Below are 14,371 nucleotides of genomic sequence, written 5' to 3'. Positions count from 1 at the left end.
AAACGCCTCGCCCTATCCCTCCTTCGACGCCCGCGCAGACGGGCCCGACCAGAGGAGGAGACAGCCTTGGGCTCCCTTGCGGACAAGACCGCCATCATCACCGGCGCGGGCGGCGGCATTGGCCTCGCCACCGCGCTGCTGCTGGCCGACCGCGGCGCGCGCGTCGCCGTCGCCGATCTGCGGCTCGCGGCCGCCGAGGCCACCGCCCAGGCCGTGCGCGACGCCGGCGGCGAGGCGATCGCCTTCCAGGCCGACCTGGGCGTCGAGGCCGACGGGATCGCCCTCGTCGAGGACGCGCTGGCCGCCTTCGGCCGTATCGACATCCTGCACAACAACGCCGCCGATCTGGCTCCCGAGATGAGCCCCGGCCCCGACGGCGACGTCGAGACCACCTCGACGCAGGTCTGGACCCGCGCCCTGCTGGTCAACGTCCGCGGCACGGCCCTGATGTGCAAGGCCGTGATCCCGCACATGGTCGCGGCCGGCGGCGGCTCGATCGTCAACACCGCCTCGAACCTTGGCCTGCAGGGCAACATCGTCCAGGTGGCCTATGGGGCCTCCAAGGCCGCCGTGCTGCAGCTGACCCGCTCGATCGCCGCTTCGCACGGCCGCAAGGGGATCCGCTGCAACGCCGTCTCGCCGGGCCTGACCCTGACGCCGGCCGTGGCCGCCCACATCCCCGACAGCCACCGCCAGGCAGTCGAGGCCGAGACCCTGACCCCATACCTCGGCGAAGCGCGCGACATCGCCGCCGCCGTCGCCTTCCTGGCCTCCGACGAGGCCCGCTACGTCACCGGCCACAACCTCGTCGTCGACGGCGGCACCGCCATCCACGTGCCCGGCTTCGAACGCCTCCAGAGCCTCTGGGCCTAAGGAACCATCACATGAGCAAGACTTACGACGTCGTCGTCATGGGCGCGGGCCACAATGGCCTGACGACCGCCGCCTACCTGGCCAAGGCCGGCAAGAAGGTGCTGATCCTCGAACGCCAGCCTTTCCCCGGCGGCGGGGTGGTGACGCGCGAGATCAACTCGCCCGGCTACCGCCACGACCTGCACTCGTCCTGCCACATCATGATCCAGGGCAACCCGCTGCTGACCAATGACGAGCTGGGCCTCTTCAGCAAGTTCGGCCTGAAGTACAACTACTCGGACGTGCCCTACGCCAGCATCTTCGAGGACCAGCAGGTTCTGATCACCTACAAGGATCTCGACCGGTCCTGCGAGCAGATCGCCAAATATTCCGAGAAGGACGCCGAGACCTATCGCGCCTTCGCCCTGCGCAGCATGCAGATGCTGCCCATGTTCGTGTCGGGACTGTACGCCCCGCCGTTCCCGATGGGCGCCTTCATCGCCATGCTCGACCAGAGCGAGGAAGGGCGCGAGATGCTCGACGCCATGAGCCGCAGCTCGCTCGACATCATCGACAACGCCTTCGAGAATGACCGGGTCAAGATCCACCTGCTGAAGCTGGTGACCGAGAACCTGCAGTTGCCCGACGAGTTGGGCACCGGCATGGGCATCTACCTGATGCCCGGCATCATCCATACCTACGGCGTCTCCCAGCCGGTCGGCGGCAGCGGCGGCCTGACCGACGCGCTGGTCCGCTGCCTGGAGCACTACGGCGCCGAGATCCGCTGCGAGGCCGAGGTCTCGCGCGTCATCGTCTCGGGCGGCAAGGCCACGGGCCTGGAGCTCTCCGACGGCGAGCAGGTCTTCGCCAAGGACGGCGTCATCGGCGCCATCCATCCCCACCGCCTGCGCCAGTTCGTCGAGGGCGTGGCCGAACCGGTGCTCAAGCGCGCCGAGCGGGTCAACACCTCGACCTTCAGCCTGTTCGTCAGCCACTACGACCTGAAGAAGCAGTCGACCCTCTATGCCGGCCCCGAGGTGCAGACGGCGACCATGCTGGAGTACTTCACCTTCGATCGACTGGACGACCTGCTCGACGATTTCGACGCCCTGCGCCGCCGTCGCCTGCCGGCCCGGCCGCTGACCGGCGGCGGCGACGAGACCCACGCCGACCCAAGCCGCGCCCCGCCCGGGGCGGGGATCTGGCACGCCATCACCATGTCGCCCTACGACCTGGCCGACGGCGGTGCCGCGCGCTGGGACGAGATCAAGGACGAGGTGGCGGCCAAGAACCTCAGCTTCTACCAGAAGTTCACGCCCAGCCTGACGGCCGACAACATCATCGCCGCCACCCACTGGTCGCCGCTCGACATGGAGCGCAGCTCGCCCAACAGCTTCGTCAACGGCGACATGCACGGCGCAGCGCCGTTCATGTACCAGACCGTCGCCCACCGTCCGACGCCGGATCTGGGGAACTACACCGTCCCGGGCGTCGACCGCCTCTATCTGGTCGGGCCGTTCCAGCATCCGGGCGGCGGCGTCTACGGCGCGGGCCGGGCCACGGCGATCAAGATGTTCGACGACCTCGCCATCGACTTCGACAAGACCGTGAGCCGGTGAGCGCCATGAAGATCTATGACGCGACCAACAAGGAGCTGATGGCCGTCTCCTCGATCGCCCGCGACGGCGACGACCTGGTCATCAAGGGGAAGATCTTCGGCGCCATGCCGATGACCGCCAAGCTGCGGCCGGAGGAGGCGAGGGCGGCCCTGAAGCTGCTCGACGCCAAGACCGTGCTCTTCCTGCTGACCCTGCTGTTCCGCAGGCCCAGCAAGGCCTGAAGGCCGGCGACGGGGAGGGCTCCGGCCCTCCCTGAAACCATTGTTACTCGGCTGAAACATGCCCCGCCTGCGCCGATGGCTGGTACCCCTCCAATCGCTTTGACCTTAAGGGCCTCCAGCCCCCAGCCTCCCTGCCAACGCCGCGCTCGAAGACGGCGTCATGCATAGAGGGAGGGACTTCGATGAAAGTCGCTTTGCGGGCCGGTGTGGCCCTTGGCGTTCTGCTCGCGGCCGCCGGCGCGGCCCATGCCCAGGGGGGCGGCAAGGCCCCTGGGGCTGATGACGGGACCCAGCTGACCGAGGTCGTGGTCACCGCCGAAAAGCGTGAAACGACCCTGCAGAAGACCCCGCTGGCCGTCAGCGCCATCAGCGGCGAGGCCCTCCAGAAGCAGGGCGTGACCGGCATCAAGGACGCCATCGCCCTGATCCCCAGCGTCCAGATCCAGCAGGCCAACACCGGCGCCAGCTTCTACATCCGCGGCATCGGGGCCCGCGGCGCGTTGGACCTGCCGACCTCGCCCGTGACGGTCAGCTACGACGGCGTCGTCCAGCAGCGCAACGAGCTGACCGGCGTGGCCATGGCCGACGTCGAGCGGGTGGAGGTGCTGCGCGGGCCGCAGGGCACCCTCTACGGCCGCAACGCCAACGCCGGCGCGGTCAACGTGCTCTACCGCAACCCGGTGCTGGGCGAGTTCTCCGGCGGCGCTAGCCTGCAGGTCGGCAACTACGACGCCCTGCGCACCGAAGGCGTGATCAACCTGCCGCTCGGCGACAAGGTCGCCCTGCGGGTGGTCGGGGGCAGCAATTCCCACGACGGCTATCTGTCGAACGGCCTCAACGACGCCGACGAGAAGTTCGCCCGCGCCAAGCTCCTGATCGCAGCCAGCGATGACCTGCGCTTCATCCTGTCGGCCGAGCGCCAGCAGGCCGGCGGCCAGGGCTCGGGCAACGTGCTGCTGCCGACCAGCAGCCGCAGCGATCCGTGGAGCGCCCCGTCCTACGGCAGCCTCTACACCATCCCGGCCGGCGCCGCCGTCTACTGCAATCCCAATTGCGACGCCGACTACAGCATGAAGAACACCACCCTGCGGGCCCAGGCTGACTGGGACCTGTCGTGGGCGCGGTTGACGGCGATGCTGGGTCACCAGGACTTCGAGCGCACCTATCTGCAGCCGTTCTCGGGCACCTGGGAGAAGGACACCCTGCCGGCCAAGCAGGACAGCGCCGAGATCCGGCTGGCCTCGCCGGCCGCCTCGCCGATCCAGTGGGTGCTGGGCGCCTTCTACTTGAAGTACGACGGCTCGGGGCAGTTCCGGATCAACTACACCTTCGACGAGGTCCGCTCGTTCGACCGCAACGTCAGCAAGACCTCGGCCGCCTTCGGCCAGGTGATCGTGCCGCTGAACGACCGGCTGCGCCTGACGGGCGGCCTGCGCTACACCAAGGACGAGGTTGACGCCCTCAACAGCAGCGGGACCCAGGCGTCCTACGCCGCGGGCAGCCTGACCTCGGCGGGCGCGGTGACCAATAGCTACAGCAAGCTGACCTGGAAGGCCGGCGCCGAGTTCGACCTGGCCGAACGCTCGCTGGTCTACGGATCGGTCTCGACGGGCCTGAAGGGCGGCGGCGTCAACGCCAGCGGGATCACCTATGGTCCGGAAGAGATCACCGCCTACGAGCTGGGCAGCAAGAACCGCTTCCTCGACAACCGCCTGCAGGTGAACGCGGCCGCCTACTACTACGACTACACCGGCTACCAGCTGTCCTATTACTATTATGTCGGCCTCGTCCCGACCTTCCTGACCGCCAACGTGCCGGGCAAGACCAAGGTCTATGGCGTCGAGCTGGAAGGCAGCTACCTGCTGACCGGCGCCGACCGCTTCGACGGCAGCGTCTCGTGGCAGGAAAGCAGTTTCGGCAACGCTTCGGTCGCGACGTCGTGCTCGGGCACGACCTGCACCATGACCGACCTGACCGGCCGGCCCCTGCCGCGCACCCCGCGCTGGACGGTGACAGGCGCCTACGAGCACCGCTTCGACCTGGCCAGCGGGGCGTCGGTCACCGCCCACCTCGATGCGCAGTGGAAGTCGAGCTACTTCGTCGATCTGCTGCGGTTCAACAACTCGCTGGCCAAGTCCTACACCCTGGCCAACGCCCGGATCACCTATGACGAACCGGACGGCAAGTGGTCGATCGGGGCCTATGTCAACAACATCGGCAACAAGGCCGTGCTGGAGCAGGCCAACACCGCCGGCCCGGTCAACGTCTACGGCGTGATCGGCAACCCGCGGACCTACGGCCTGGTCCTGACCGCCAAGTTCTAAAGGGGAAGGGCGGCCCGGATCCCGGGCCGCCCGACTTCTCGATCAGTAGCCCGCCGTGAACCGCGCCCGCACGTGGCGCGGCGTTTCCAGTTCATCGACCAGGGCCAGGGCGTAGTCCTCGAAAGAGATCGCGCTGCGACCGTCGGCGTCGAAGATCAGGTCGTCCGTTCCCAGCCGGAACGTGCCGGTGCGCTCGCCCGGCGTGAACATTCGCGACGGGCTGAAGAAGGACCAGTCCAGGTTGCTGGCCTGTAGCTGTTCCAGGAAGGCCCAGCCGGCCCTGGCCTCGGGCTTGACGTGCTCGGGAAAGCCCGGCCCGTCGACCTCGCGCACCCCGGGCGACACCCACAGGCTGCCCGCGCCGCCGACCACGACATAGCGCTTCACGCCCGCTCGCCGCACGGCCTCGATCAGGCCGGCCGTATCCACCGACGTGAACTTCACGGCGCTGACCACGGCGTCGGCGCCGCGCAGGGCCTGCGCGGTCGCGTCGATGTCGGCGGCGTCCAGCGCCCGGGCGGTCACGCCGGGCAGCGTCGGCGTCTTTTCCGGATGGCGCGACAGCGCCGCGACCGTGTGCCCTCGGTCGGACAGCTCCTTGAGGATCCTCGATCCCGCCGCGCCCGTGGCGCCCAGCAAGGCGACCTTCATGGTTTCATCTCCCGCGTTTCGTTGAGCCGCCAGCCTAGCCTTGGCCCCTCACGCACCGCGCATCGCTTTCCTGGCCGCCAGCTATCGGATCAGGCGATTTGACCCTTCGCTGCTCGCAGCCTTTCAAAAGGGAACGAGGAGAACCGGCCGGCAGCGCCGGAGGGGAGGGACGATGCCAAGGATCACCTTCATCGACGCGCGTGGTGCGCGCCGCGAAGTCGAGGCCCGTTCGGGCGCTTCGCTGATGGAGGCGGCCGTGCGCGCCAACGTCCCCGACATCCTGGCCGAATGCGGCGGGGCGCTGTCGTGCGGCACCTGCCACATCTATCTCGACGAGGCCGGCTTCGCCCTGGTCGGCGCGCCGGACGGCGGCGAGGCCGACCTGCTCGACTTCTCGGATCATCGCCGCGAGACCTCGCGCCTGGCCTGCCAGATCATCGTCACCGACGCCCTCGACGGCCTGGTCGCCACCACGCCCGAGAGCCAGTACGGATGACGGCGCGGTCGCCGCCCCGCCGGGTCGTCACCGGCCATGACGCGGACGGACGTTCGGTGGTCCAGCAGGACGCCGGTCCCGCTCTGACCCGCCGCATCGGCGCGGACGGGCCGGTGTTCCACGAGATCTGGCGCACCGAGGATCCCGCCTGGGGCGCGGCCTTCCGCGAGCCGACGCCGGAGGATCGCCTGATGCTGGCGCCGCCGACCCGCGGCACGCGCATCCGGATCATGGACATCCTGCCCGAGACCGAGCCGATGACCATCGAGGCGGCCCAGGCCCAGTTCGCGCAGATCGGCGGCGCTCACGCCCTGACCGCCCTCGATCCCGCCGCGCCGCATCCGCTGATGCACCGTACGCGCTCGATCGACTACGCCCTGATCCTGGAGGGCGAACTGGTGCTGATCCTGGACCGCGAGGAAACGGTGCTGAAGGCGGGCGACGTCGTCGTCCAGCGCGGCACGAACCACGCCTGGTCGAACCGGGGGAGCGTCCCGTGCCGCGTGGCCTTCGTGCTGGTCGACCAGGCCGACAGCGAGGAGCCGCAATGACCGCCGACGCTTCCACCCGAGTCCTTCAGGGTCTTTTCGGCCTGTCTGGCAAGACAGCCCTGATCACTGGCTCGACCCGGGGCATCGGCTTGGCCATGGCGCGGCTGTTCGCCCAGGCCGGCGCATGGGTCGTGATCTCCAGCGAGAGCGCCGACGACTGCATGGCCGCCAAGGCGGAACTGGCGGGCGAGGGGCTGGCGGTCGAGGCGGCGGTCTGCGACGTCGCCGATCCCGAGCAACTGACGGCGCTCGTCGCGGAAGCCGAAGCCCGCTGCGGCCCGATCGACGTGCTGGTTTGCAACGCCGGGGTCTCGCTACACCATGGTTCGCTGACGGAGGCGCCCGACGCCGTCTACGAGACGATGTTCGACATCAACCTGCGCCACGCCGTGCGGCTTTGCTCGCTGGTGGCTCCTGCCATGGCGGCGCGGGGCGGCGGCTCGATCGTGCTGACCTCGTCGATCGCCGGCCTGCGCGGAAACCGCGCCCTGGGCGTCTACGGCCTGACCAAGGCCGCCCTGATGCAACTGGCGCGCAACCTGGCCGTCGAGTTCGGCCCGGTCGGCGTGCGCTGCAACGCCCTGGCCCCGGGCCTGACCGCCACCAGCTGGGCCGCGGCCATCCTGTCGAGCCCCGAGGCGGCCGCCAAGCGCCTGGGCGCCACGCCGTTGCGCCGGGCGGCCGAGCCGGCCGAGATCGCCGCCGCAGCGCTGTTCCTGGCCAGCCCGGCGTCCAGCTTCGTCACCGGCCAGGTGCTGGTGGCCGACGGCGGCACGGTGATCTCCGACGGCGGATAGGGCGTGTCCGGGCAAGAACGAGAAACGAGGGAGGCCGTGTGAAGAAGCCGTTGGTCGCGCGTCTGCGCACCTATCATCGCTGGATCGCCACGGGCGCGATGCTGGTCCTGACCTGGATCGCGGTCACGGGTCTGGCCTTGATGCTCGATCTGCTGACCGAGCCGCATTTCCCCGCGCCGCCGCCGCAGGCTGAACTGGCCTTGGAAGCCATGGTCGCGGTGGCCGCCGACGGTGCGCGCCAAGTGAGCGCGGCGACCACTTCGCCCACCGAGGTCGTCATCAAGGTCGGCCAGGCCCAGGGCGCGCCGCGCCTGCTGGCGGCCACGGCTTCAAAGGGAGCAGAGACGACGCGTGTCGTCGCCGAGCCGCCCCGTCGCCCGCCAAGCGCCTATCTGCAGTTCCGCATCAAGCTGCACGTGCTGCTCGAGCGTCTGCACCGGGGCAACATCCTGGGACTGCCAGGCCAGTTCCTCAGCGTGCTGGGGGGCTTGAGCTTCCTGTTCCTGACCATCAGCGGCGTCTGGATGTACGTCGACCTGCTGCTCAAGCGCCGGCGCCTGGGGCGGCCCGGCCTGTTCTGGAAGGCGTGACCGCCATGCTCGTCAAGACGATCCACCGCTGGGTCGGCACGGGGGCGATGGCCTTCGTGGCCTATCTCGTCGCCACCGGCTCGATCATCGCCGTCAACGAGTTCGCCAATCCGGCCGTGTTCGGCAGCGGAGGCGGGCAGGGCGGGGCTGTCCGCGCCGCCGCCCAGAGAGCGGCTGATCGTCCGATCCCGTCGCCGGAACGGCTCGACGGCATGACCGCCACGGCCCTGCGCGCGGCGGCCGACCTGCTGCCCGACGCCCAACTGACCGGCGCCGAGATCCGTCTCTACGAACGCGACGGAAGAGCGCTCGCCGACGTCACCCTGGGATCGGGCCAGCACGCCGAGCGGATCACGGTCGATGCGCTCAGCGGCGTCCGGGTGAAAGGCGCGGCCGAGGCCCAGGCCGCCGTACGCCTCAACACCTTGCTGCAACGCTTCCATTCCGGCACGATCGGCGGCCTGGCGGGCAAGCTGCTGATCCTGGCGACCGGCCTTTCCCTGCTGACCCTCTGCGTCAGCGGCGTCTGGCTCTATCTCGACATGGCCCGACGCCGCTGGGCCATGGGGCGCAAGGACGTGTTCTGGGGCTAGACCACATCGACATTAGGACCCAGGCCGGGAAGCCTGGCGTCTCGCGTCACCCCGGGGCGCATGGTCTGCTCATAGTCGCCTCCCTCGCCCTTGTGGCGAGGGTCCATGCCGGCGACCTCTCAGACCTGGGTTGTTTGAGCAGGTTGAACCATGGATCCTGGGCACAAGGCCCAGGAAGGCGATCGTTGGTACGCGAACGGGCGGTGCGCCCGCTCGCTAATGTCGATCTGGCCTAGACCGCGCTCGCCTCCCCGAACCTGGCGGCGGACCAGGGCGCATCGGCGACGTCGAGCGCGATCAGTTCGAGGATTGGCGCCGGCGCGCCATGCCCTTCCGCCAGGCCGTTGTCCGGCCGCGAGGGGCGGACAGCGGGCCTGGCCTTCGGCGCAGCGACGTCGTCGAGAGGGGCGGGCATGGCTATTCCGCCGCGATCTGGCCCGGCGTGCGGGTCCAGCGGTTCTCCGGAACCGGCAGGCCCAGGTGGCCGCGCAGGGTGTCGTGCTCGTACTCGGTGCGGAACAGGCCCTTGGCCTGCAGCAGCGGCACCACGTCCTCACGGAACCGGGCGAAGTCGCGCGGGCCGGTGACGTGGAAGATGAAGCCGTCGACGGCGCGTCCGACGAACCAGCGCTCGATCTCGTCGGCGACGGTCTGGGGCGAGCCGACGAAGTTGGCTTTCCAGCGGCCGAAGCGCTCGGCCGTCTGACGCACCGTCAGGTTCTCGGCCTGGGCCGTGCGGACGATGCGCTCGGCGTGGCCCTTGTAGCTGTTGAGGCTGAGCTGGCTGACGTCCGGGAACGGACCATCCAGCGGATATTGCTTGAAGTCGTGGTAGCCGAACGCCCGGCCGAGCTCGACGAGCAGCTTGTCGATCTCGCGGCTGCCGGCCCGGGCCTCGGCGATGGCCTGGGCTTCCTCGTCGGTGTCGGCGATGATCGGCGCGATGCCCGGCAGCACGCTGATGTGGTCGGGATCGCGGCCCTGCGCCGCCGCGCGGGCCTTGAGGTCGGCGTAGTATTCCACCGCGTCTTCGAAGGTGTCGACGCCGGCGAACACGCCCTCGGCGATGCGGGCGCCCAGGTCGCGGCCCGCGCCGCTGACCCCGGCCTGGAAGATCACCGGTTGGCCCTGCCTGGAGCGGCTCAGCGCCAGCGGTCCGGCGACCGAGAAGTGCTTGCCCTTGTGGTTCAGCGCATGCTGCTTGGTCTTGTCGAGGAAGACCCCGGCGGCCTTGTCGCGCGGGAAGGCGTCGTCCTCGTAGCTGTCCCACAGCCCCTGCACGACATCGACGAACTCGCCGGCCCGCTCGTAGCGCACGGCGTGGTCGAAGTGCTCGTCGCGGCCGTAGTTGCGCGCGGCGCCTTCGAGGCCCGTCGTCACCACGTTCCAGCCGGCGCGGCCCTTGCTGATGTGGTCCAGCGAGCCGAACTGGCGGGCCACGTTGTAGGGCTCCCAGTACGAGGTGGTCAGGGTGCCGACGAGGCCGATCTTCGAGGTCGAGACCGCCACCGCCGAAAGCAAGGTGAGAGGCTCCAGCCGGTTGAGGAAGTGCGGCGCGGTGTCGGGGGTGATGAACGGGCTGTCGACGATGAACACCAGGTCGAACTTGGCCGCCTCGGCCAGCCTGGCGTTGTCGATGTACCAGTTGATGTCGATGCTGGCGTCGCCGGCCAGGTCGGGATCACGCCAGCGGGTGTGGTCGGTGCCGACGCCGGCCAGGATCGCGCCGAGTTTCAGTTGGCGCTTCGCGTCATTGGTCATGATCGCCTCCATGTTTCCGTTCGAGCCTTAGCGACGGGCATGAAGTCCGAAAAATCAGCTCTTCTCATGAGCCGTATTCGAGCCGTTCAATCTTTGTGATCCGCCTTGGGTTTTCAGGCTTTCCGTCGCCTTATCTTCAGGCGGGATCAGAATTACTGGGCCTGAAGGCGCGAGACGTTCGGCGGCGCGGCCCGCCGCCGAACGTCCGGCCCTGCTAGTGCGCGCCGGCGACCATCAGGATCTGCGCCATGGTGGTGGCGATGCTCTCGACGTCGCGGTCCTTGTTGACCTCCATCCCTTCCTCCAGTGAGTGGCCGCGGAAGGTCACGAAGCCCGCGCCCAGCGTCACCGCCGGCTTGCCCAGGCTCATCGGGATGTTGGCGTCGGTCGAGCCGGCCACATAGCCCATAGGCTTGCCCAGGGCGTCGCCGACGGCGGCCAGCTGTTGCACGAACGGCGTGGTGATCGCGGTCTCGCCGACGGGGCGATCGCCGACCATCTTGTTGTCCAGGCTGATCACGCCGCGCTTGGTCGAGCGGGCGGCGTTCTCGGCCTCGACGGCCTTGGGCAGGATGGCGAGGTAGGCGTCTTCCACGGCCTTCAGCTCGGCCTTGCCCGACGAGCGCATGTCGACGGTCATCGACACCGCGAACGGGATCGAATTGACCGAGGTGCCGCCCTCCAGCAGGCCGATGTTGTAGACCGTGCGCGGATCCTCGGGGACCTTCAGCTGGCCGAATTGGCGCGCGGCGTCGGCCAGGGCGTAGGCCGGGTTCACCGTGCCGAAGTCGCCCATGCTGTGGCCGCCCGGACCCTTGAAGGTGGTCTTGTAGCGCTTGGACCCGACGCCGCCGTTGACGATCACGGTGGGGCCGCTGGGCTCCAGCGAGATGAAGGCGTCGATCCTGTCCTTGTAGGGGCCCTTGAGGAACAGCTCCTTCATGCCGCGCAGGTCGCCCGGGCCTTCTTCGCCGACGTCGCCGACGAACAGGATGTCGCTCTTGGTCTGGATGCCGGCGGCGTTGATGGCGCGCAGGATGGCCAGGATCGAGCCCAGGCCGACGGTGTCGTCGCCGATGCCGGGGGCGTAGAGCTTGTCGCCGTCGCGGCGGACCTTGGTGTCGGTGCCGGCCGGGAACACGGTGTCGAGGTGGGCGGCCACCACCAGCAGGCCGCCGCCGCCCGTACCCTTGCGCAGGCCCATGACGTTGCCGGCCGCGTCGGTCTCCAGCTCGGTCAGGCCTTCCTTGGCGAGCATGGCCAGATAGGCCTTGCCCTTCTCGGCCTCGCCGAACGGCGGGGCCGGGATCTCGGTCAGGGTGACGATGTCGGCCAGGGTCTGGTCGTAGCCGGCCGCCAGGGTCGCCTTGGCGGTCTTGAAGCCCTTGCTGGCCAGAAGAGCCTTGGCCTGCTTCGTGTAGGGCGAGGTCGGGGCCGGCGGCCGGACGTTGCCGAAGTCGACCTGGGCGGGCGGCTTGGCCGGTGTTTGGGCGGGCGCCTGGGCCAGGGCCGCGGTCGCCGCGCCGGCGCAAAGGACGGCCAGGACAGCCGCCGGGATCATGCGATGTTTCATGGGATAATCTCGATACTGATGATGGGGGATCAGAAGGTGCGGCGGACCATCACGCCCAGGGTGCGGGGCGTCAGGCTGACGACCTGGTCCAGCGCGCCGGCGGCCGAGGTGATCGAGACCGGGCCGACCGAGTTGGTCAGGTTCTGGGCGAAGGCGTAGGCGCCCCAGCCCTCGCCCTCGACGCCCACCCGAGCGCCCACGACCGTGTAGGCCGGGACCTTCTCGTAATAGACGTAGGTCGGACGGAACTGAGAGGCCGTGCCGCCGGTGTAGCTGGCGTCGAGGTGCACGAGACCGTTCATGCCGTCGGCCACCGGCCAGGTGTAGTCGGCGTTCAGCGAGCCGCTGAACTTCGGCACGAAGGGCAGGCGATCGCCGCGCAGGCCGGTCGAGCCCGACACCGTCACCGACGAGTTGGTCATGTCCTCGGTCAGCTTGGCGTCCGACACGCCGATGGCGCTGCTCAGGGTCAGGCCGGTCATCGGGCGCAGGGTGGTCTCCAGCTCCAGGCCGCGGATGCGGGCCGCGCCGGCGTTGGTGATGATGAAGAAGTTCGCGCCGACGTTGGCTTGCGCCTGCACCTGGATGTTGTCCCAGTCGATCTGGTAGGCCGACATGTTCACGGTCAGGCGACGGTCGAACCAGTCGCTCTTCACGCCCGCCTCGTAGTTCCACAGGCTGTCGGGCTGGAAGGCCACCAGGCCGCTGGTCAGACCCGGGATGTTGTTGGCGCCGCCGGGGCGGAAGCCCTTCGAGGCCTGGGCGTAGACCATCAGCGACTTGTTGAACTCGTAGTTGACGTTGACCCGCTCGACCCAGCCCTTGGCGCTGGCGTCCACCTGGCTGAAGGCGGTGACCGGCGAGTTGGAGATGACGTTGCCGATCGTCACCGCGCCCGAGACGGTCTTGTCGTAGTCGAAGCGACGGGCGCCGCCGGTCACCGTCAGGGCGTCGGTGACGTGATAGGACAGCTCGCCGAAGAAGGCGGTCTGCTTGACGTCGTTGTCGATGTAGCGCGCGCCCAGGGCGTCGAACGGCGTGACGGCCATGCCGGTGGTGGCGTCGGCGCGGGTCTGGATGCTGTCGACGTGGTCCTTGCGGGTCTCGTAGTAGACGCCGCCGGTCCAATCGAGCTTGTCCTCGAACAGGCTGCCGGCCATGCGCACTTCATGCGTCCAGGTCTCCAGGCTCATCGGCTGCCAGGAGACGGCCGGGCCGCGCGAGTCCGCCCAGGCGGTGTATTGGCTCAGCTGGGCGCTGGAGCAGGTCGCGCCCGACAGGCCGAAATAGCGGCCGCAGGCGGCGCTGCTGGTGCGGTTGTTGGCGATGTTGTTGGTCCAGTCGCTGTTCCGCAGCATCTTCCACTTGTAGTAGGACGACGTCGCCGTCAGCGTCGCGAAGTGCAGGTCCCACTCGGCGGTGACGTTGTAGAGCGCCAGCTTGGAGTTGCTCTGGGCGATGGTCTTGCGGTCGGACTTGTAGCGGCCCGCGGCGGCCGACCAGCTCGACTGGCCATCCACTTCCTCGTTCTGCAGCGCCGCCGTGGCGCGCAGCGTCAGATCCTCGGTCGGTGTGAAGGTGAACATCAGGCGGCCGCCGCTGGAGGTCGAACCGTTGATGTCCTGCTTGTTCAGCGGAACGCTGTCGACATAGCCGCCGCGCTCTTCACGATAGAGCACCAGGCGCGCGCCCAGCTTGTCCTGGATCAGCGGCACGTTGACCATGCCCTTGCCGTAGAAGCCGCCTTCGCCGCTCTTGGTGGTCGTCGCCTGGGCCTCGACCGCGCCGGCGTAGTCGTTGGTGTCGGCCTTGTTGAAGATCACCCGCAGGGTGCCGCCCATCGAGCCCGAGCCGTACAGCGTGCCCTGCGGGCCGCGCAGCACCTCGACGCGCTCGACGTCGAACAGATTGATGTCCGGCGTGGTCGAGCCGGCGTCCTGGGTGGTGCCGGTCGGGCCGGTCAGCGGGGTCTCGTCGTAGTAGAGGCCGGTGGTCGCCTCGCCGGCGCTGCGCACGCCGCGCAGGGTGATGCGGCGGTTCGACGGCGTGCCGCCGTCCAGCGCCAGGTTCGGCACCTGGCGGAAATAGTCGTTGATGCCGGTCGCGCCGATGCGGCTGAGCTGCGTCTCGCCCACCGCCGAGATGCTGAGCGGCGTCTCCTGCAGGCTGGTCGAGCGCTTCAGGGCGGTGACGATGATCTCGTCGACGGCCACGTCCGGCTGGGTGGCGGCTTCCTGGGCGTGGGCGCCGGCGGCGACCAGGCTGGCCAGCGCGCTGGTGGCCAGGGCCACGCTGCGCAGCGTGCCAAGAGCGGTGCGGTTCATGTTCTTATCCCCTTCGTTG

Annotated in this window: 14 protein-coding genes; 9 read left to right on the top strand and 5 right to left on the bottom strand. The window is 69.0% G+C overall.

Annotated features, from left to right (window positions below):
- Window positions 1-66 precede the first annotated feature (66 nt).
- The 4 genes from AC07NS_RS13415 (at window position 67) to AC07NS_RS13400 (ending at window position 5,016) form a co-directional block, all read left to right on the top strand.
- On the top strand, window positions 67-873 hold the full coding sequence (locus AC07NS_RS13415; protein WP_494603934.1) for an SDR family NAD(P)-dependent oxidoreductase: 807 nt from the start codon (window positions 67-69) through the stop codon (window positions 871-873).
- A gap of 11 nt (window positions 874-884) precedes the next feature.
- Window positions 885-2,471, top strand: a complete 1,587-nt coding sequence (locus AC07NS_RS13410) for a phytoene desaturase family protein (protein ID WP_494603932.1) — start codon at window positions 885-887, stop codon at window positions 2,469-2,471.
- A 5-nt stretch (window positions 2,472-2,476) separates the two neighbouring features.
- A complete protein-coding gene (locus AC07NS_RS13405) occupies window positions 2,477-2,692 on the top strand; it encodes a hypothetical protein (RefSeq protein ID WP_494603930.1) in 216 nt (71 codons plus the stop codon).
- A gap of 182 nt (window positions 2,693-2,874) precedes the next feature.
- Window positions 2,875-5,016: a TonB-dependent receptor gene (locus AC07NS_RS13400; protein WP_494603929.1), complete on the top strand. Its 2,142-nt coding sequence runs from the start codon at window positions 2,875-2,877 to the stop codon at window positions 5,014-5,016.
- A gap of 42 nt (window positions 5,017-5,058) precedes the next feature.
- Here AC07NS_RS13400 and AC07NS_RS13395 read toward each other — a convergent pair whose 3' ends face one another.
- Window positions 5,059-5,667 carry an NAD(P)-dependent oxidoreductase gene (locus tag AC07NS_RS13395; protein ID WP_494603927.1) on the bottom strand — a complete coding sequence of 203 codons (609 nt, stop codon included), beginning with the start codon at window positions 5,665-5,667 and terminating at the stop codon, window positions 5,059-5,061.
- A 172-nt stretch (window positions 5,668-5,839) separates the two neighbouring features.
- Here AC07NS_RS13395 and AC07NS_RS13390 point away from each other — a divergent pair, with 172 nt between their 5' ends.
- From AC07NS_RS13390 to AC07NS_RS13370, 5 genes are read left to right on the top strand one after another with little or no spacing between them, the layout of a single operon-like run.
- The gene (locus AC07NS_RS13390; RefSeq protein ID WP_494603925.1) at window positions 5,840-6,163 is read left to right on the top strand and encodes a 2Fe-2S iron-sulfur cluster-binding protein; all 324 of its coding nucleotides are present in this window, start codon (window positions 5,840-5,842) and stop codon (window positions 6,161-6,163) included.
- On the top strand, window positions 6,160-6,714 hold the full coding sequence (locus AC07NS_RS13385; RefSeq protein WP_494603923.1) for a cupin domain-containing protein: 555 nt from the start codon (window positions 6,160-6,162) through the stop codon (window positions 6,712-6,714). Before AC07NS_RS13390 ends, AC07NS_RS13385 begins: the two co-directional genes overlap by 4 nt.
- Window positions 6,711-7,511 carry an SDR family NAD(P)-dependent oxidoreductase gene (locus tag AC07NS_RS13380; protein WP_494603921.1) on the top strand — a complete coding sequence of 267 codons (801 nt, stop codon included), beginning with the start codon at window positions 6,711-6,713 and terminating at the stop codon, window positions 7,509-7,511. The genes AC07NS_RS13385 and AC07NS_RS13380 overlap by 4 nt, the downstream gene beginning before the upstream one ends.
- A 38-nt stretch (window positions 7,512-7,549) precedes the next feature.
- The gene (locus AC07NS_RS13375) at window positions 7,550-8,101 is read left to right on the top strand and encodes a PepSY domain-containing protein (protein ID WP_494603919.1); all 552 of its coding nucleotides are present in this window, start codon (window positions 7,550-7,552) and stop codon (window positions 8,099-8,101) included.
- A 5-nt stretch (window positions 8,102-8,106) separates the two neighbouring features.
- Window positions 8,107-8,694 (top strand): PepSY domain-containing protein, encoded by a 588-nt coding sequence (locus AC07NS_RS13370; protein ID WP_494604232.1) that lies wholly within the window; start codon window positions 8,107-8,109, stop codon window positions 8,692-8,694.
- A gap of 232 nt (window positions 8,695-8,926) precedes the next feature.
- Here AC07NS_RS13370 and AC07NS_RS13365 read toward each other — a convergent pair whose 3' ends face one another.
- The 4 genes from AC07NS_RS13365 to AC07NS_RS13350 form a co-directional block, all read right to left on the bottom strand.
- Window positions 8,927-9,109, bottom strand: a complete 183-nt coding sequence (locus tag AC07NS_RS13365; protein ID WP_494603917.1) for a hypothetical protein — start codon at window positions 9,107-9,109, stop codon at window positions 8,927-8,929.
- Window positions 9,110-9,111: 2 nt separating this feature from the next.
- Window positions 9,112-10,455 carry an LLM class flavin-dependent oxidoreductase gene (locus tag AC07NS_RS13360; protein ID WP_494603915.1) on the bottom strand — a complete coding sequence of 448 codons (1,344 nt, stop codon included), beginning with the start codon at window positions 10,453-10,455 and terminating at the stop codon, window positions 9,112-9,114.
- A gap of 214 nt (window positions 10,456-10,669) precedes the next feature.
- Window positions 10,670-12,028 (bottom strand): M20/M25/M40 family metallo-hydrolase, encoded by a 1,359-nt coding sequence (locus tag AC07NS_RS13355; RefSeq protein WP_494603913.1) that lies wholly within the window; start codon window positions 12,026-12,028, stop codon window positions 10,670-10,672.
- Window positions 12,029-12,057: 29 nt separating this feature from the next.
- Window positions 12,058-14,352, bottom strand: coding sequence for a TonB-dependent receptor (locus tag AC07NS_RS13350; RefSeq protein WP_494603911.1), 2,295 nt, complete (start codon window positions 14,350-14,352; stop codon window positions 12,058-12,060).
- Window positions 14,353-14,371: the final 19 nt, after the last annotated feature.

Source organism: Caulobacter sp. GW821-FHT10A10, from assembly GCF_059415745.1.
This window is presented reverse-complemented; position numbering and strand designations above follow the sequence as displayed.